Source organism: Actinacidiphila glaucinigra, from assembly GCF_035918135.1.
Taxonomy (GTDB): Bacteria; Actinomycetota; Actinomycetes; order Streptomycetales; family Streptomycetaceae; genus Actinacidiphila; species Actinacidiphila glaucinigra.
In genome coordinates, this window is the sequence record NZ_CP109144.1 from 512,077 (window position 1) to 529,396 (window position 17,320).

Genomic DNA, 17,320 nt, shown 5'->3' on the forward strand with positions numbered 1-17,320 from the left:
GCCCGTCCGAGCGCGGGGCGTGCTCAGGCGAAGTAGTGGCCGTCCTTCAGGTCGGCGATCAGTCCGGGACGAGTCGGCTGCCACCCGAGCAGGTCGCGGGTGATCTGCGACGAGGCGGGGCCGTCGAATCCCCAGAACCCGCCCAGCCGGCGAGGGACAGTCAAGACCTGTGGATTCGGCGTGGTTCAGTGGTAGCGCGGGAGTCCGCCGAGGTCCGGGAGCTCGTCCTCGAAGTCGCAGGCGGCGACGGCGTCGAGGCCGCGATGCCAGATTGCCTTGAGCATTCGTGATACTGCTTCGACGAGGACGAGGACGAGGACGAGGACGAGGACGAGGACGGGGTCGGGGTCGGAGTCGTCGGCTTCCGCCTCGATCGTGAAAGGCCATCCGATGAAGTCTTCGGCCAGCCCGTCGTCCGGGTTGAGTCGGATCTCGAAGACCATCCGACCTGATCGGATCGTGTAGTGATCGTCGGCGGAGGCTCCGAGAGTCGCCGCGACGAGCGCGGTCACGGACTCGCGATGGCCGCCTCGCACATAGATCTGGCAGTCTCCGTAGTCCTTTCCCGTGTTCACGCGGCCTGCTCCTGTCGCTCGACCAGGATGCCGTTCTCGAACCGGGCCCCCGTGCGGACCAGGGGGACCAGGTGGGCGCCGGTGATCGCGCGCCAGCGTGTCTGGGCGGACTCGACGAGCTTGAACACCATCGCGAGGGCTGCCGCCGGGCTGCCCGCGCCGCGGGTGACCTTGGTGCGGAGCTTGACCGTGGAGAAGGTCGATTCGATGGGATTCGTGGTCCGCAGGTGGATCCAGTGCTCGGCCGGGAAGTCGCAGAACGCCAGCAGTCGCTCGGCGTCGTCGGTGATCTTCGCGACGGCCTTGGGCCACTTTGCGCCGTAGGTCTTTGCGAACCCCTCGATCGCCTTCTCGGCGTGGGTGCGGTCTTCGGCGTTGTAGATCTCCTGCATCGCCTTCGTCGCACGGGCTGCGCGGACTTGGGCAGGCAGTTCGTGACGCTGCGGGACTTGTGGACCCAGCACCTTTGGTGCCGAGCGTCCGCGAAGACTTCGGCCAGGGCTCTCCACAAGCCCATCGCTCCATCGCCGACGACGAGCTCCGCGGCGGCGGCAGTCGCGCAGCAGATCGGCCCACGACTCCGTGAACTCGCGCAGCCCTTCGGCCAGTGCGATCAGCTCCTTGGTACCGTCCAGACGCACCCCGAGCAGGACCAGCACGCACGAGTACGCCTGCCCAAGCCTGACCTTCGGGTGCGCACCGTCGGCCCACACGTAGACGAAGTCGCGGTCCGACAGGTCCCGGTTCTGGAATGCGGCGTGGTCGTCCTGCCACTGCTTCGTCAGCCGGGTCACGGTCGCCGCGGACAGGCCCGCCGCCCCGCCGAGGAACTGCTCGAGTGCCGGGACGAAATCGCCGGTGGACAGGCCGTGCAGATACAGCAGCGGCAGCACCTCGGAGATCTTCGGCGACTTACGGCACCAGGGCGGCAGGATCCTGGAGGAGAATCGCTTGCGCTCCCCGGTGGCCTCGTCCACCCACCGGTCGTTCACCAGCGGCGCCTTCACCTCCACCGGCCCGGCCGCGGTGACCACGGTCCGCACCGGGTGGTATCCGTTGCGTACCACCACGCGGCGGCCGACGCCCTCCGTCTCGGCCGCCAACTCGGCTACGTACTGGTTGACTTCGGCCTCCAGCGCGGCGGCGTGCATCCGGCGAGCGCCCTCGCGCACGATCTCGTCGATCAAGGAGACGTCGAGGTTCGCGGCGAAGACCTCGGCAACCTGGCGCATCGGTACGCCCTTGTCGCCGACCGCGTGCCCGCGTGCGCTGGTCACTGACCCGGAGCAGCACCCCGCGCGGGGAACCGCCCCGGGTTGCACGCTGGCGGTATGCGCACCGTCTTGGACCCGAGTCCGGCCGCCGCCGGCTCCCCATCGGAAAGGAGCGGTTCATGAGCTGGGAACCGTCCTGCGAAGGCATCGTCCGAAGCACTCCGGGCGTAGATGCGGTGTTCCTCGCTGATCTCAGCGGGAGCCTGTACGGCACCAGCGACGCCGCGCATTGGCGCCCCTCGCCGCAGGAGACCAAGGAGATCGTGCAGACGGTTCGCGATCCCGAAGCCACTCCGCGCTTGACGGTTCAGGGCGAGGATTACGCGCTTACGGCCCGACAGGACGACACCGTCATCGGAAAGAAGGACGACAAGGCAATCATCGCGGTCGCCACCAGCAAAATCGTCATCGTCGCCCGCGTCGACGAGAGCGCCGCGCCTCAAGCCCTGCGCAAGCTCCAGACCTACGCCGCCGAGAACGCCAGTTGACGGTCAGCGGCAAGGAGTAGCCCACCGCGCGTCCGACCGCCCCGGGTTGCTTGCTGTCGGTATGCACGCGATCTGGACCGGCTACGTCAGCTTCGGCCTGGTCAGGCTGCCCGTCCACCGATACTCGGCGACCGAGGAGCACGGCACGGGGTTCCATCAGGTTCATGCGCGTGACGGCTCCAGGATCAAGCACCGGAGGGTCTGTGAGAGTGAGGACGTCGAGGTCCCACAGGGGGTCGGGAGCGTCCGGACGGCCGCACCGTCGTGATCCTCGATGAGGAGCCGGCCGCACTCCCCCTCCCCGCGAAGCGCACGGTAGAGGTCCCTGGGGTTCGTCGACGAGAGCGACGTCGACCCGGTGCTCTACTCCCCCGTACTCGGTCGGGGCCGCGAGCGAGCAGGGGCAGCGACCGTATGCGCTGCTCGTGGAGACCCTTGCCCGGCACGGTCGGGTGGCGGTCGCAAAGGTCACCTTGCGTACCCGGGAGCGGCTGACGGTCCTGAGGCCGCGGTACGGGATGCTCGCGCTCCACACGTTGCTGTGGCCGAAGGAGATCCGCGAGCCCGGGGACCTGTCCTCGCCGGCGCCGGTGACGGAGCGGGAGCCGGACCTCGCGAAGTCGCTGATGGTCAGCTCGCCGGCGTGGAGATCGCCGGCCTGCACGCCCCACGCTCACGTTCACGAGCCGGACAGAGGCCACCGATGCCAGGTGTTTCCGGCGCACCGCAACCGTTGACCTCCTCGATGCGAACTATGGGCGCGACGGTCGCCGAGGGTCGCTGCGCTGTTCAGCAGAGTTGGCAGGGGTCCGTCCTACTCGGTTGACTGCGGTCTGCCCGGTTGCTGTACTCCGTTGCTCTACAGCGACTTCTGGGGGACCCATGACCGGACTGCCGGCGAGCGTAGACCGCGACATCCTTGATCATCGGATCATGTTTGCGATCAGGGCGATCCGCGAAGCAACGGGCTGCACGATTCATGAAGCCATTGACGTGGTCGCAGTCCGCCATGAGGAGCTGCGGCGTCAGCGTCCGGGCGACTTCACATTCCCGCCCGAGGATTTCGGCCAAGGCTTCTACTCCTGATCAGCAAGCAACCAGTTCGGAAGACCGAGGCGGCGGACCGGGCCTCACCTGGGCGGACGCTGACCTGCGGCAACGCGATCCCGTCACCGCTGTTCGCCGTGGCTCCCTACTCGGCACCGCCTCACCCGGCACGGTTGTGGCACGCCCGATCCCTCGACCTCCTGGGCACTCGCCCACTACCGCTGCTATTCACCGCAACCGGCGCCCCTGGCAACACTGGTGCGGGTCGCGGGATCCAGGTGGAAGGTCGAGCGAGTTCCCCGGGGTCGGCGACGGCGATCAGCTCATGAGCCTCTTGACGTGTGAGGTGGCGTCGCCGACGACAGCGTCCCGACGCCGGCCCGCCCTTCCGTCAGCCCGACGCGACGACCAGGTTGACACCCTGGACCAGGGTGCGCGCCGCGGACCGGGAGTCGCCGAGGTAGCCCGCGACCATCGCTCCGTCACGTAGGGCGACCACCAGGTCGGCGGACTGCCGGGGGTTCGCGACGCCCATGGTCGCGAGGGTGTCCTCCAGTACCTGGTGGAACCACTCGCGGTGCCTCAGCACCGCTTGGTGGATCGGACACTCCCGATCCGGGTACTCCGCGGCCGCGTTGATGAAGGGGCAACCCCGAAACCCCGGACCGCAGATCTCCTCGCCGATACCGTGCGCGACGACATCGAGCAACGCCGCACCTCCACCCGTCTTCTCGCCCGCCACGGCCACCCGGGCGCGGATGTCGTGATCGGTGGCGTCCAGGTAGCCGCGCACCAGGTCGTCCTTGCCCTCGAAGTGCCGGTAGAAGGTGCCGCGTGCGACGTCGGCCTCGGCCATCACCCGGTCGACGCCGACAGCGCGAATCCCCTCGGTGTAGAAGAGCCTGCTCGCCGTGGTCAGCAGCCGCTCCCGCGCCGCCGACCTGCGGCCGGTCGTGGCAGGCCCGCTCTTCGTCTCGGTCATGGAGACATTATATAGAACGTTCCTTCCACAACCTGGGGTAGGCACAAGCAGGCACCCAGGTCACAGCACCACTGGGACAACACGACGACGCCGAAGGGCCGCCCACATCCTCCTCGGGCGCCGTCCGAATTCCCGTCAGGACGGTGCCGGCGGATGCGCCGACCGGCGCGCAAAGGACGTGAGGCCAATGCACGGGCCGACGGTGCCGACTTTTCCCCGACAAGAGGGTGGGAAATGGCCGTGGGGGACGAATGACCTTTGGCCGCCGGAAGGGTGCGCGACGCTCACGGGTCGGTGTGGCGCCTTTTCCGCTCCCGGCGTCGCGCGCGTTCCGGTATTCCTCGCATGGCCCGCCCCTGACATCCGTCGGCTAGGCGCCTGACGGGCCGCCCACCTGGGCGAGGACCGTCACAGCGAAGGGGTTTCCGCCGAAGGAGCCCGTGCCCGGACGGCACACTACCCCCCGCAGGCACTCATCGGGTTCCGGTTTTCACTCAGTGAAAGAATATTCTCCTGACTTTTCCAGACGTGCCGAAGGGCGAGTACAAATGCGGTCGGCAAGGGGATACCGGAGGTTCGCGCTGTAGCATGAGCATCCTCTTGCCAATGAATTCAAGGAATATCCGACCGAGTGGAACCCGGGCGGACGCGGACGGCTGACGGGAGTGTGGACGCGTGGGTTACGGCGACCCCTTTGATGACGGAGCCGCTGGCGCTCTGGTGGGGCGTGCCAAGGAACTGGATCGCATACGCGGCTTCCTCGGCGCCACCGACCGTGGCGGGGCGCTCCTGCTGTCGGGGCAGGCCGGGGTGGGTAAGACGGTTCTGCTCAACGCTGTGGCGCAGGCGGCGTCCGCGACCGGGACGCGGGTCCTGCGTGCGGCCGGCGTCGAGTTCGAAGCCGACGTGAGCTACTCCGGCCTGAACCAACTCCTCTTCCCCCTGTCCGAGACGTTCGGTGATCTGGACAGCACCCATCAGGAGGCCCTGCGTGTCGCGCTGGGCTTCGGCAGCGGAGCGTCGCCGAACCGACTCGTCGTGTCCAGCGCGACCCTCATGCTCCTTCGCCAGGTGGCCGCGCCCGACTCCCTGTTGCTCGTCATCGACGACCTGCAGTGGGTGGACCGCGCCAGCGCCGCCGTGTTCGGCTTCGTCGCCCGCAGGCTCGGCGGCAGCCGGATCGGCTTCCTCGGCGCGGTGCGCCAAGGAAGCGAGACCTTCTTCAATCGCGGTGGACTACCCGAGTACGAGGTGCCACCGCTGGACGAGACGTCGTCGCGGGCGCTGCTCGATGCGCGATTCCCGAACCTTGCCGAACGAGTGCGGCGTCGGCTGCTGTCCGCGGCCGAAGGGAACCCGTTGGCTCTGCTCGAACTGCCCACGGTGCTGAGCGGGCAGCAGCGCATGGCGCTGGAGAACCTTCCGGCGGTCCTGCCGCTGAGCCAGCGGCTCCAGGCGCTGTTCGTCTCCCGGGTCTCCGGTCTCCCGGCTGCCACCCGCCGTCTGCTGCTGCTCGCCACGATGGACGGGACCGGCGATCTCGGGGTCCTGCACGCGGCGGCGCGGCAGGCCGGTTGCGGCGCCGGCCTCGAAGATCTCGCCCCGGCCGAGCAGGGCCAGTTGGTCACCGTCGACGAGGGCACCCGGCGGCTGGTCTTCCGCCACCCCCTGATCCGCTCGGCCGTCGTCGACGCCTGCTCCAGTGCCGAGCGCCGCGCGGCACACCGGGCCCTGGCCCAGGCTCTGGCGCATCAGCCCGAGCGCCGGGCCTGGCATCTCGGAGAAGCGTCCGTCGAGCCGGACGAGCAGGTCGCCGCCCTGCTGGAGCAGGCCGCCCACCGCATCATGGCGCGCGGCGACGCCCTGGGGGCGGTTGCGGCCCTGATACGGGCGGCCGACTTGAGTCCCCATGGGTCGGACCGGGCTCGCCGCCTGGCCGAGGCCGCCTACATCGGCGCCGACGCGACCGGGGAGCTGCGCGGCGTCTCGGAGCTGCTCGAAGACGCCCGACGCGCCGACCCGGACCTGGCCGGGTCCCTGCACTCCGCAGCTGCAGCCGTCCATCTGGTCATCAACGGCGACGGGGACATCGACACGGCTCACCGCCTGCTGGTGGGCGCCATCGAGTCCGGCGCCTACCAGTACGACGCCAAGGACAACGCGGTCGTCGACGCCGTGCACCTGCTGCTGCTCCTGTGTTTCTTCAGCGGCCGAGCGGAGTTGTGGGACCCCTTCTACACCGCGCTCTCCCGGTTGCGCCCGGAGCCGCCCGCACTGCTGTCCGTGGCCGGCAAGACCTTCTCCGACCCGGCGCGTTCGGGAGCGGCCGCGTTGGACGAGATGGAGCGCATCCTCGGCGAACTTCCCGAAGAGACCGACCCCGGCCGCATCGTCAGGATCGGCACCGCGGCGCTCTACCTCGATCGGCTGTCGGCCCTCCGCGAGCCCTCGTGGAAGGTCGTCCGCCAGGGACGGGACGGCGGCCCGGTGCGCCGGCACCTCGGCGCCCTGATGCACCTGTGCCTGAACGACTATCTGACCGGCAGGTGGGACGAGTGCGTCGAACTGGCCGAGGAAGGAGTCCAGCTCTGCGAGGACTCCGGATACCGGTTCTTCACCTGGTACTTCTGGTACTGCCGGGCCGTCGTCGCGGCCCCCCGCGGGGAGGACGCAGCGGTGGACCTCCTCACCGGGCACATCACCCAGTGGGCCGCACCGCGGGGTGTCGGGACGGCACTGCACTACGCCCGGCACATACGCACCGTGGCCGATCTCGGACGCGGCGACTTCACCAGCGCCTATCGGCACGCGACGGCGATCAGCCCCGCGGGCACCTTCGCCTCCCACGTGCCGCACGCCCTGTGGGTGATGATGGATCTCGTCGAAGCCGCGGTCCGCACCGACCGCCCAGCGGAAGCGGCTGCTCATGTGCGCGCCATCCGGGACAACGACATCGCCGTGCTCTCCCCGCGGCTCGCGCTCCTCGCCGGCGCTTCGGCCGCTCTGTGCGCCACGGACGACGAGGAGTCAGTGCGTCTGTTCGGCGAGGCACTGGCCCTGCCGGAAGTCGAGCAATGGCCGTTCGATGTGGCCCGGGTGCGGCTGGCCCACGGCGAGCGGCTCCGACGAGCCAGGGCGAACGCGGAGGCCAGAGGGCAGTTGACGCTGGCCTACGACGCCTTCGCCGAGCTTCGCGCCGGTCCCTGGATGGATCGTGCGGCCAAGCAGCTGCGGGCCGCCGGATGGGTTGCGCCGAGACCCGAAGCGGGCGGGAAGGTGCTCACGCCACAGGAGCGGGAGATCGCGGACCTGGCGGCATCGGGGCTGAGCAACAAGCAGATCGCCGAACGGCTCTATCTCTCGCACCGGACGGTCGGAGCGCACCTTTACCAGATCTTTCCCAAGCTCGGCATCACCTCCCGGGCAGCGCTCCGCGACGCGCTCGGGGCCTTGGAGGAGTGAGACCCGCGCCCACGCCGGGTACCTTTCCGCTTCCACGCCCTGACCGCGTCCTTCCGTCTCTTCCTAACCGACGTCGCCTGTACCCGGCAGCCGGTCACCGGGCGCACCGGCGGTGACCCGCGGCGGGCGAGTGCCCTTCGGGCTGTCCACCACGGCCGCGACGGCCTGCGCCGCGCGGGCGAGACGCGCCGCCGTGGCGGCCTGATCCGCCAGGTGCGCGTCGACTCGATCGACCAGGCCGGGATACCGGCCCTCGTACGCCTGCGCCGTACCGAGGTCGTCCGGAAGGACAAGCCGCAGCCGCCGGCCGGTCTCGGGCACGGTCAGGCCGGCCACGACGACTGTGGCCTCCACCCCGAAGCCGGCCAGCTCCCTCGCGTAGCTTGCCGCGAGATGGCCGATCACCGCGACGCCTTCGGAGTGCAGGGCGAGGTAGGGGGCCTCGTCCGCGGGGCCGCCGCCGGACGCCACCCAGACCAGCAGGCCGTCCTGGCGCTCGCGCATCTGCGGAAGGACAGCGCGGTTCACCCGCTGGGTGGACAGCACGTTCGCGTCGTAGATCTGCGCCAACTGGTAGGGGGTGAAGGACTCGATGGGGCCCCGGGGCACAGATCCCATGGTGTGGACCACGCAGTCGATCCGTCCGGCTTCCGCCGTGATGTCGGTGACCGCGGCGCTGACCGCGCGCTGATCGGCGACGTCGAAGGCGATCGGACGCGGCCGAGCGCCCAGATGGCCTGCGGCCCAGTCCGGTTCGGAGGCGATCGGCGGACGGCCTGAGGCCGCGCCCATTCCGGCGTAGGTGATGTGACCGGCCTCGGCCAAGGCGTGGGCAGTCGCCGCCCCGAGGCCGCTGGACGCCCCGGTGACAAGGATGATCTTCGACATCATGCTCCTCGGCGCATGGTGGGAGCGGTGAGGCGGCGGTAGTCCCGGCCGACGATGGGCCACGACAGATCCGGCACCGGCGCGTGACCGCACGGGAACCTGCTCAGTATCGGTGCCGGTGGGACCGGCCCGCATAAGTCATCCGGCAGTGCCGACGACTGGGGTTCATGGCTGGTCCCGGTCCGCGCGTGGGCGGAATCCGGGCTCCGGGACGCGGCTCCTGGACATTTCGCCCGAGGAATCCGGGCCTTGCGCGGTCCGTGGCGCCCGCGCTGTTGGCCGGCAACCAGGCGGACACCTGGTGCGCTGTCGAAACGACTGCCCGGCACAGCTCGGTGACCGGTTTTCCAGCAGACGTTCGACGGATGTGGGTCCGGTGCCTCCGGCGACAGTCTGGGGAGCGCTGAGGGAGGCCGGCGCGCGCTGCCGGCTTGGCGCGGTCCGGATTCGTGCTCGATGCAGGTCGACGCGGGCTCGGCATGCGCCCGAGGTGCTCGTACGCGCCGGACATGTCCTGACGGTGCGCCCCGCGCCCTTCGCGGCACCGCTTGCCTGCGGGCATCGGCGGGATTAGCTTAAGTGAACAGAACGTTCTATTCGTTTCGGAGGTCCGCATGAGTGAGCCCCATGCCCATGAGGCAGGCACGATCGTGCTCATCCACGGCCTGTGGGTGAACCCGCGCAGCTGGGAGGGGTGGAAGCAGTACTACGAGGCGCGGGGGTACAGAGTCATGGCTCCCGCCTGGCCGGGTCTGGATCGTGAGGTGGAGGAGCTGCGGCGTGACCCCTCGGGCATCGCGGGGGTCGGCTTGCTCGAGGTGGTCGACCACTACGAGCGGATCATCCGCGCCCTGCCTCATCCGCCCATCCTCGTGGGCCACTCGTTCGGCGGCACCATCGTGCAGATCCTGCTCGATCGGGGCCTGGGCAGTGCCGGGGTCGCCATCGACTCGGCGGCCGTCAAGGGCGTGCTTCCGCTGCCGCTGTCGACGCTCAGGTCGGCGTGGCCGGTGCTGGGAAACCCGGCCAACAAGAACAAGGCGGTCTCCCTGACGGCGCGGCAGTTCCACTACGCCATCACCAACACGCTCAGCGAGAGCCAGTCCGACGCCCACTACGAGCGCTATGCCGTGCCGGGCTCGGCCCGGGTCCTCTTCCAGGGGGCGTTCGCCAACTTCAACCCCCGGGCCGCCACCCGGGTCGACTTCCGTAACAGCCGCAGGGCCCCGCTGCTGTTCATCGCGGGAGAGGCCGACCACATCGTCCCGCCCAAGGTCAACAAGGCCAACTGGCGCCTGTACCGGAAGTCGTCCGCCGTCACGGACTACCAGGAGTTCCCCGGGCGCTCGCACTTCATCATCGGCCAGGACGGCTGGCGGGAAGTCGCGGACTACGCACTGAACTGGGCCGAGGAACACCTCCCCGCCCACGTGTGACCGCGGACCGCGGGAGCACCGACCGCGGGACCCACTGACCGCCGGCCCTGATCTGCCGACCTTTCTGACCTCATGAACGCGCCGTCCGTCACCGACGGCCCGGCACCACCCGCGCGGGCCTGGGTGCCCGCCGCAACAACCCCATCACATCAGGAGAAGATCATGCTTCGCCGTCGTGCTTTCCGTATAGCCGTTCTCGGTGCGACCGGGGTCGCCCTGGCCGCGGGCGTCACCACATTCGCGTCGGCCGCGCCCTTCCACCACAACCCGGCCGCCTCCAAGCCGACCGTCGTCCTGGTCAACGGCGCCTGGTCCGACGCCGCCAGCTGGAGAGGCGTCATCGAGCGCCTGCAGGCCGACGGCTACCCGGTCGTCGCGCCGCCCACCGGTCTGCGCGGCCTGTCCGCCGACTCCTCCTACCTGGCCTCGTACCTCAAGACCGTCCAGGGCCCCGTCGTCCTGGTCGGCCAGTCCTACGGCGGCTCGGTCATCACCAACGCCGCCACCGGAAACAAGAACGTCAAGGCGCTCGTCTACATCTCCGCCTTCGCACCGGACAAGGGCGAGGACGTCAAGACCCTGACCGCGAAGTTCCCCGGCACCCAGATCACCAACGACCCCGACGCCCAAATCCCCACCGCCCTCACCCCCGTCCCCTTCGCCAAGCCCGACGGCACCACCGGAATCGACCTCTACGCCAAGGCCGACCAGTACCGCAACCTCTTCCTCAGCAACCGCGTCAGCAGCAAGACCGCCGCCGAACTCGCCGCCACCCAGAGCCCCGCCGCTCCCGAGACACTCGGCGAAGCCTCTGGCGACCCCGCCTGGAAGACCGTCCCGTCCTGGTTCCTCGTCTCCAAGGACGACCACGTGATCCCGCCCGCCACCGAACGCTTCATGGCCGACCGCGCCCACTCCCACACCGTCGAGGCCAACACCCCCCACGCCGCACAGGTCACCAACCCCGGCATCGTCACCGACCTCATCAAGAAGGCCGCCGGGACCGTCCACTGACAGCAAGCGGGCCCCGGCATCGCCCGGCGGCCCGACGGACCCCGCACGACGGCCCAGGTCGTCGTGCGGGGAGTGGCCGCGGCCGGCGCGCCCGGCGAACGGCGCGCAGTCCGTCCCGCACACGAAGGAAGGGGCATGGACATGCCCGATGAGCGCGGCATGTCGGTGACCGACAAGGTCCTGGCGCTGCTCGGAGCCTTCTCCCACGAAAACCCCGCACTCACCCTCACCGAGTTGTCCAGGCGAACGGGCCTGTCGTTGCCCACGGTTCATCGCCGTGCTGCCGAACTCGTCGCATGGGGAGCCCTGGAGCGTGGACCCGACCGGCGCTACCGGGTGGGCCTGCGGCTGTGGGAGGTGGCCACCCTCGCGCCCCGCGGCTTCCCGCTGCGCGATGCGGCCCTGCCGATGCTGCAGGACCTGTACGACGCGACGAAGGAGCAGCACATCCACCTCTCCGTGCGAGACCGCCTGGACGTCGTCTTCCTCGAGCGTCTGAGCGCGCCGGGCGCCCCGCAGGCCGACAGCCGGGTGGGGGGCCGCTTCGGCGCATTCGCCACGGGAGCGGGACTCGTCCTGCTCGCCCACGCGCCTGACGACGTCCGAGAGGAGTACCTGAGCACCCCACCGCGTCGCTACACCAGTAACACGATCACCTCGCCCGTCCGGCTCCGCTCCCTGCTGGCTGACGTCCGCAGGGAGGGGTACGCCAGCAGTGACAGAATGGTGGGGCCGGACGTCCACTGCATCGGAGCGCCGATCATCGGTGCGGGCGGCTCGGTCGTGGCGGCCATTTCCATCGCCTTCAGGGCGGGCAGTCAATCCCCCCAGACGCTCGCTCCCGTCGTCCGCGCGGCGGCCCGAAAGGTCTCCCGCGCGTTGCGCGAGTGAACGCGTCTCGGGACGGTCGACGGCCTACGGAGCACCTTCGTCGGCCAAGGCCCGCGCCCGGCGCCGGTCCCGCGGAAAATGCCCGCGGGACCGGACGGGGGGTCAGGACGCCGAGTGGTAGACCGAGATCTCGGTCAGCGTCGGCGTGTACTGCTCCGTGGCGATCTGGCCGGTGAGGGCCACTCGCAGCTTGGAGGTGGTGATCGGGCCGAAGCCGGTGACGGTCAGGTCGTGACCGATGCCGGTGTCGCGGCTCGCGAAGGTGACCCAGGTGCCGGTGGTGTCGTCCCAGCGCTGCAGGTCGAAGGACTGGACCCGGGGGTTGGTGCCCGAGTCGGTGTACTCGTCCAGGTAGACCTGGTCGAAGGTGGTCGCCGCGCCGAGGTCGACGTCGAGGGTGATCGGATAGGCGGCGGCGTCGGCGGCGGCCCAGCGGGTGCTGAGGTCGCCGTCGGTCAGCTTCTCCGCGCCGAGGGTGCCGTTCGCCCCCGGGTGGGTGGAGCTGGCGGTGACCGTCTTGCCGAGGGCGAGGTCGACGCGGTTGTCGGCCTCCTCCTCGATCGGGTCGGCGTCGACCGGGTGGGCGACCCGCTTGCCCTTGCGGGACTCGGCGATGCCGATGTCGGGCGCGTCACCGTAGTAGAGCTTGGTGCCGAGGAAGTCGGCGGCGCCCAGGTGCGTGTTGTAGCGGCCCGCGTCGATCAGCGGGGAGTTCTTGCTCAGCGAGAAGTGCGCCGCCGCGGTACGGATCTTCGCGACGCCGGCATCGGTGACGTAGGTGTCCACGCTGCCCTTGAACTGCGGGTCCACACGCAGGCCGTCGGGGTCGGCCGGCTCCTGGGTGGAGTGCCTTCCGCTCGCCTCGTAGTAGTCGTTGTGCGAGAACACGGCCTGGCGCAGCGCGCCGGTGCGGCGGTACCAGGTCGTCTCGTCGGTCATCGAGGTGTTGTGGAAGATGTTGTTGAGGAAGTAGACGCGGCTCAGGAACGTCTCGTCGTGGACGTAGTCGAGCTTGGAACCGTCGTACACGAAGGTGTTGTTGACGAAGTACGAGGGCTCGTAGTTCGACGACAGCATGTTCTTCACCAGGACGCCGTTGTCGTTGACGCTCAGGTTGTAACGCGCCACCGAGTTCGAGCTGTTGCCCATGTAGGCCATCCAGCCCGCCGCGTTGTCGTGCGAGTAGTTGTACTGGTACGTGACGTTGAAGTTGGTGTACTCCATGTCCCAGGGCGTGCCGTCGTACTCGTTGTCCGGGCCGCCGTACACCTCGTTGTACTGCATGGTCGAGTCGGCGCCCGCCCACAGGTACAGGCCGCAGGAAACCGCGTCGTAGCGCTCCAGGAAGCCGTTGACCTCGTTGTACTCGACCGTCATCCGCTCGGTGTCGGCGAGCTGGACGGCACCCTGGCCGATGCTCTCGGCGTAGTTGTGGCCGATGTAGACGTCACGGCTGTACAGGTCGCGGGTACGCACCCACAGCTGCTCCCAGCCCTCGTGGAACTTCCCGCTGTCGTCGTACTGACCCGCGGCGGTGCCGTCCGCGTTGAACCAGTTGAACCCGAACTGCACCGCGTGCAGCTCCACCTTGACGAACGTGTTGTTCTCGATCCGGACGTCCTTGAAGTAATGGCCGCCGGTCGCGTAGTCCTTGTAGCTCTTGTTGCCGAAGACCTGGAAGTCCACCGCACCGTAGTGGATCTTCTGCCAGCGACTCGGACCGTCGAGGTCGTGGACGAAGATGTCCGAGATCCGGAAGTGGTCCATGATGTCGTCCTCGCCGGCCTTCAGCAGGTCGGCGTTGATCGACACCATGATTCCGTCGCGGACGTACGTGCCCGTGGTGATGTCGGTCGAGAAGTCGTCGTCGTTGGACAGCTCGACGTTGTTGATGTCCCAGTACTGCTGGTTGCGCAGCACGATGGCACCGGTGAGACCCACGGTGTCGGGGTTCTTGGTGCCGTCAGCGTTGAAGGGGCTGGGGACGTTGCCGTTGGTCGCGATGTACGGGCGGCCGTCGCTCTTGTCACCGTAGGCCGATATGGTGATCGGCTTGCCCGCGCTGCCGGAGCCCTTCGGCCACAGCTGCTCGTCCTGCCACTGCTCGCCGGCCTTCAGCAGGACGCGGTCGCCCGGCTTGAAGGTGGTCGCGTTCGCCTTGGCCAGGCTCTTCCAGGCGTGCTGCGCCGAGGTGCCGGACGCGGTGTCGTGACCGTGCGTGGCGTCGATGTAGTAGTCGGTGCCGCCCGTCTTGTTGGGGGTGTTGCCCGGCCAGGACTTCGCGGTGGCCGCGGCCTTCGTCGCGGACTTCGCCGCGGCGGCCGGCTCCGCGGCGGCGTACGCGGACGGCGCGAGCGAGCCCACGAGCAGGGCCGCGAGCAAGGAGGTGAGGCCCGCGCGGAGGGTCCGCCCGGTGATTCTCGGGCGCCGCGCCTTCCTGTCCTCGGGTGGGTCGACGTCGGCAGGGCTCATTGGTCCACATCCTTCGCGTTGATGGCGGCCATCGCCGAGTGGTCGACTCGCATCGAGGCGTCGTTGGCCCGGCGCTGGAGGTATCCGTCGTACTTCTTCTCGACCAGCGACTGGCGGATCCGCGACCTGTAGTCGCTGAACGCCTTGTCGTCGTTGGTCTTCTTGCTGTCGAGCTGGTAGTAGGTGATCTGTCCGCCGCCCTTCTCGGGCTCGGAGATCTCGCCCGGCTTCAGGTCGCCGAGCACGGACATCAGGTCCTGGTCGTGGGTGTTCACGCTGGTGGTGCCGTCACCGCCGTAGGTGTCGGTGGTGACCTCGGCGTCCGCCACCCCGTTCACGTCCGAGAGGTCGCCTGCGGCCTTTACCCGCCGCGCGATCTTCGCGTCGAAGTCCGCGCCCGCCTTCCCCGGCACCTGCACCACGAGCCGCGTGTACGTGTAGGTGGTGGCGTTGGCGTTCCAGGAGTCCGGGTCGTCGTCGTACGCCTTCCGGACCTCGGCGTCGGTGACGTGCAGCGGGTCGCCCGAGCTCTTGCTCAGCCTGTCCTTGAGGTCGGTGGCGAGCTCGGTCAGCCGATGGCCGTAGTACTCGTCCGGTGAGTAGTCCGTGACGCCGTACACGGTCCGGCCGGCGGCGACGGCCTCGGCTCGGGACGTGTTCTCGGCGGTGCGCTCGGCTTCCAGGTCCGCGAAGTCGACGGAGCCGACGAGGCCCTGCTGCTGCGCGAGCAGCAACGTGGTCTTGTCCTCGCGGATCTCGGCGAGCGCCCGCGTCTGAAGACGCTGCAGCGCGGTGCGGTTCCCGGCCTTGGTGTTCCAGGAGAACGATGTATTCAGGCCGGGGTACGTGTTGCGCAGCTCGTTCTGCACGGTCGGCGCGAGGCGGTCCATGTGGAAGAGGAGCTCCTCCCGGGTGACGGGGTGGCCGTCCAGGGAGGCGACCTCGTCGCCGTGGTCCTGCCCGCCGAACGCGGTGACCGTGCCGGCGACCAGCGCGGCGACCGCCAGGCAGGCGGCGCCGGACACGGCGGCCACCCGCCGCGACAGCCGTCCGCGGCCCGCCGCCGTGGGCGGGGGCGCGACCGACCGCCGGGCGGCGGAGGCCTTGCGCGCGCCGGGCTTGCGCGAACCGCCCGGCCGGCGGCCGCCCGCGCTCACGAAGACGCCCCGATCGCCGCCACCCGGGCGAGCACCGGGGTGTCCCGGGTCGCGGTGATCTGGAAGGCGATGGTGTCCACCTCGGTGGGCGGGAAGGTGAGTACGCGCTGGTAGCCGACGGCGCCGGTCTCGGCGAGCGTCGTCCAGACGCCGTCCAGGGCTCCCCGGACAACGACGTGTTCGACGCGCTGGCCCTGGGTGATGTCCTCGCCGACGACGACCGCCTCGACCGTGCGGGGGCCGCCGAAGGCGAGCGTCACGGAGGGGCGTGCGTCGTCCTCGCCGGCGCGCCAGGAGGACTTGGTCCGGCCGGGCCAGACGGTGGCGATGTCGCCCGGGGTGCCGGAGCTGACCGTGGCGGTGGCGTCGATCCGGCGGGCGCGGAAGTCCGTAATCCGCCGGCCCAGTCCCTCCAGGGCGTCCACGTCCGCCTGGTGGAGCCGGCCGTCGGCGGCCGGGGGCACGTTGAGCAGGAAGCAGGAGTTGCCGCCGACCGAGCGGAGGTAGAGCGTGAACAGCTCGTCCACCGAACGGACCTGGGAGTCCTCGGCCTCGTGGTGGAACCAGCCGGGCCGGATCGAGGTGTTGACCTCGGCCGGGAACCAGACCAGGTCGTCCTCGTGCCCGGCGAGCGCCGCCCGGCTGCCGAGGTCCTGGTCGTCGCTGCGCACCTGCCGGGCGAAGGTGCCGTCGTCGGCCTGCTGCGAGCGGGACGCGGTCCGCTCGGCGTCCTGGAGGGCGCGCGGTACGACGCTCCACTCGTCGGGGCGGGTCTCGCCGGCCTCGTTGCCGCACCAGCGGACGTCGGGGCCGCAGACGTTGATGACCGCGTCCGGCTGGAGCTCGCGGACCACCGCGTAGTACCGCTCCCAGTCGTAGCTCTGGCGCTTGCCGTTGGGGCCCTCGCCGTTGGCGCCGTCGAGCCACACCGAGAACACCGGGCCGTAGCGGGTGAGGAGTTCGGTGAGCTGGGCGACGTAGAAGTCGTCGTAGCCCGTGCCGGAGCCGTAGGAGGCCTCGGTGCGGTCCCAGGGAGAGAGGTAGACGCCGAACTCCAGGCCGTGCCGGCGGGCGGCGTCGGCCACCTCGGCGACCACGTCGCCCTTGCCGTCCTTCCAGGGGGACGCCGCCACCGAGTATGCGGTGGCGTCGCTGGGCCACATGCAGAAGCCGTCGTGGTGCTTGCAGGTGAGGATGACACCGGTCATCCCGGCCGCCTTCAGCGCCCGCACCCACTGGTCGGCGTCCAGCTCGGACGGGTCGAACAGGGCCGGGTCGTCGTGTCCCTCGCCCCATTCGCGGCCGGTCATGGTGTTCATGCCGAAGTGGATGAAGCCGTAGAACTCCATCTCCTGCCAGGTGAGCTGCCGCTCGCTCGGCCGGACGGCGGCCAGCGTCCGCGCGGACGCCGCGGCGGTCACCGGAACGTCCGGTTGTACGAGGCGAGCAGGGCGAGCAGTCCGCCCAGCGCGACGAGCATCACCGCGAGGTGGCCCCAGCCGACCGACGTCCGCTCCACTACCACGAGCGCCACCAGGGCAGCCGCGATCAGGGTGCGCACGACGACGAGCAGGCCGGCACGCGTCGAGTCCTTCATCTCCGTTTGTTTCCTTTCGACTCGGGTCCATGTGGGG

General features: G+C 69.7%; 15 protein-coding genes and 2 pseudogenes. 8 read left to right on the top strand and 9 right to left on the bottom strand.

All coding sequences use genetic code 11. From position 1 onward, the window contains the following. Positions 1–23 precede the first annotated feature (23 nt). From OIE69_RS02270 to OIE69_RS02280, 3 genes and pseudogenes are all read right to left on the bottom strand, one after another. A complete protein-coding gene (locus OIE69_RS02270; RefSeq protein WP_392567444.1) occupies positions 24–164 on the bottom strand; it encodes a hypothetical protein in 141 nt (46 codons plus the stop codon). 21 nt (positions 165–185) lie between these two features. After that, positions 186–575, bottom strand: a complete 390-nt coding sequence (locus tag OIE69_RS02275) for a hypothetical protein (protein ID WP_326570236.1) — start codon at positions 573–575, stop codon at positions 186–188. Next, a pseudogene (locus OIE69_RS02280) lies at positions 572–1,807 on the bottom strand (IS256 family transposase). Before OIE69_RS02280 ends, OIE69_RS02275 begins: the two are co-directional and overlap by 4 nt. Positions 1,808–1,968: 161 nt before the next feature. Between OIE69_RS02280 and OIE69_RS02285 the strand changes: the two are divergent. The 4 genes and pseudogenes from OIE69_RS02285 to OIE69_RS02290 all read left to right on the top strand — a co-directional run bounded on the left by OIE69_RS02285 (position 1,969) and on the right by OIE69_RS02290 (position 3,423). Next, positions 1,969–2,337, top strand: a complete 369-nt coding sequence (locus tag OIE69_RS02285) for a profilin (RefSeq protein WP_326570237.1) — start codon at positions 1,969–1,971, stop codon at positions 2,335–2,337. Positions 2,338–2,398: 61 nt separating this feature from the next. Beyond that, on the top strand, positions 2,399–2,605 hold the full coding sequence (locus tag OIE69_RS44695) for a Ku protein (RefSeq protein WP_392567445.1): 207 nt from the start codon (positions 2,399–2,401) through the stop codon (positions 2,603–2,605). A 106-nt stretch (positions 2,606–2,711) separates the two neighbouring features. Further along, positions 2,712–3,074, top strand: a pseudogene (locus tag OIE69_RS44700) (Ku protein); the annotation flags it as partial. 145 nt (positions 3,075–3,219) lie between these two features. Next, on the top strand, positions 3,220–3,423 hold the full coding sequence (locus tag OIE69_RS02290; RefSeq protein ID WP_326570238.1) for a hypothetical protein: 204 nt from the start codon (positions 3,220–3,222) through the stop codon (positions 3,421–3,423). Positions 3,424–3,775: 352 nt separating this feature from the next. Here the strand turns inward: OIE69_RS02290 and OIE69_RS02295 are convergent, their stop codons facing one another. Beyond that, the gene (locus OIE69_RS02295; RefSeq protein ID WP_326570239.1) at positions 3,776–4,366 is read right to left on the bottom strand and encodes a TetR/AcrR family transcriptional regulator; all 591 of its coding nucleotides are present in this window, start codon (positions 4,364–4,366) and stop codon (positions 3,776–3,778) included. 720 nt (positions 4,367–5,086) lie between these two features. On the opposite strand from OIE69_RS02295, the gene OIE69_RS02300 reads away from it, so the two are divergent. Continuing rightward, positions 5,087–7,828, top strand: a complete 2,742-nt coding sequence (locus OIE69_RS02300; protein ID WP_326570240.1) for a helix-turn-helix transcriptional regulator — start codon at positions 5,087–5,089, stop codon at positions 7,826–7,828. Positions 7,829–7,891: 63 nt separating this feature from the next. Here OIE69_RS02300 and OIE69_RS02305 read toward each other — a convergent pair whose 3' ends face one another. Then, on the bottom strand, positions 7,892–8,719 hold the full coding sequence (locus OIE69_RS02305) for an SDR family NAD(P)-dependent oxidoreductase (RefSeq protein ID WP_326570241.1): 828 nt from the start codon (positions 8,717–8,719) through the stop codon (positions 7,892–7,894). Between the two features lie 611 nt (positions 8,720–9,330). On the opposite strand from OIE69_RS02305, the gene OIE69_RS02310 reads away from it, so the two are divergent. From OIE69_RS02310 to OIE69_RS02320, 3 genes are all read left to right on the top strand, one after another. Further along, positions 9,331–10,152: an alpha/beta hydrolase gene (locus OIE69_RS02310; protein ID WP_326570242.1), complete on the top strand. Its 822-nt coding sequence runs from the start codon at positions 9,331–9,333 to the stop codon at positions 10,150–10,152. Between the two features lie 162 nt (positions 10,153–10,314). Then, positions 10,315–11,166: an alpha/beta fold hydrolase gene (locus OIE69_RS02315; protein ID WP_326570243.1), complete on the top strand. Its 852-nt coding sequence runs from the start codon at positions 10,315–10,317 to the stop codon at positions 11,164–11,166. Positions 11,167–11,301: 135 nt separating this feature from the next. Beyond that, a complete protein-coding gene (locus OIE69_RS02320) occupies positions 11,302–12,057 on the top strand; it encodes an IclR family transcriptional regulator (protein WP_326570244.1) in 756 nt (251 codons plus the stop codon). 102 nt (positions 12,058–12,159) lie between these two features. Here the strand turns inward: OIE69_RS02320 and OIE69_RS02325 are convergent, their stop codons facing one another. Genes OIE69_RS02325 through OIE69_RS02340 form a run of 4 tightly spaced genes read right to left on the bottom strand, consistent with a single transcriptional unit; the run spans position 12,160 to position 17,283 of the window. Further along, positions 12,160–14,529 carry a discoidin domain-containing protein gene (locus tag OIE69_RS02325; protein ID WP_326570245.1) on the bottom strand — a complete coding sequence of 790 codons (2,370 nt, stop codon included), beginning with the start codon at positions 14,527–14,529 and terminating at the stop codon, positions 12,160–12,162. After that, the gene (locus OIE69_RS02330; protein ID WP_326570246.1) at positions 14,526–15,686 is read right to left on the bottom strand and encodes a peptidylprolyl isomerase; all 1,161 of its coding nucleotides are present in this window, start codon (positions 15,684–15,686) and stop codon (positions 14,526–14,528) included. Before OIE69_RS02330 ends, OIE69_RS02325 begins: the two co-directional genes overlap by 4 nt. Beyond that, positions 15,683–17,107, bottom strand: coding sequence for an alpha-L-fucosidase (locus OIE69_RS02335; protein ID WP_326570247.1), 1,425 nt, complete (start codon positions 17,105–17,107; stop codon positions 15,683–15,685). The genes OIE69_RS02330 and OIE69_RS02335 overlap by 4 nt, the downstream gene beginning before the upstream one ends. Beyond that, positions 17,104–17,283, bottom strand: coding sequence for a DUF6903 family protein (locus tag OIE69_RS02340; protein WP_326570248.1), 180 nt, complete (start codon positions 17,281–17,283; stop codon positions 17,104–17,106). Before OIE69_RS02340 ends, OIE69_RS02335 begins: the two co-directional genes overlap by 4 nt. Positions 17,284–17,320 lie beyond the last annotated feature (37 nt).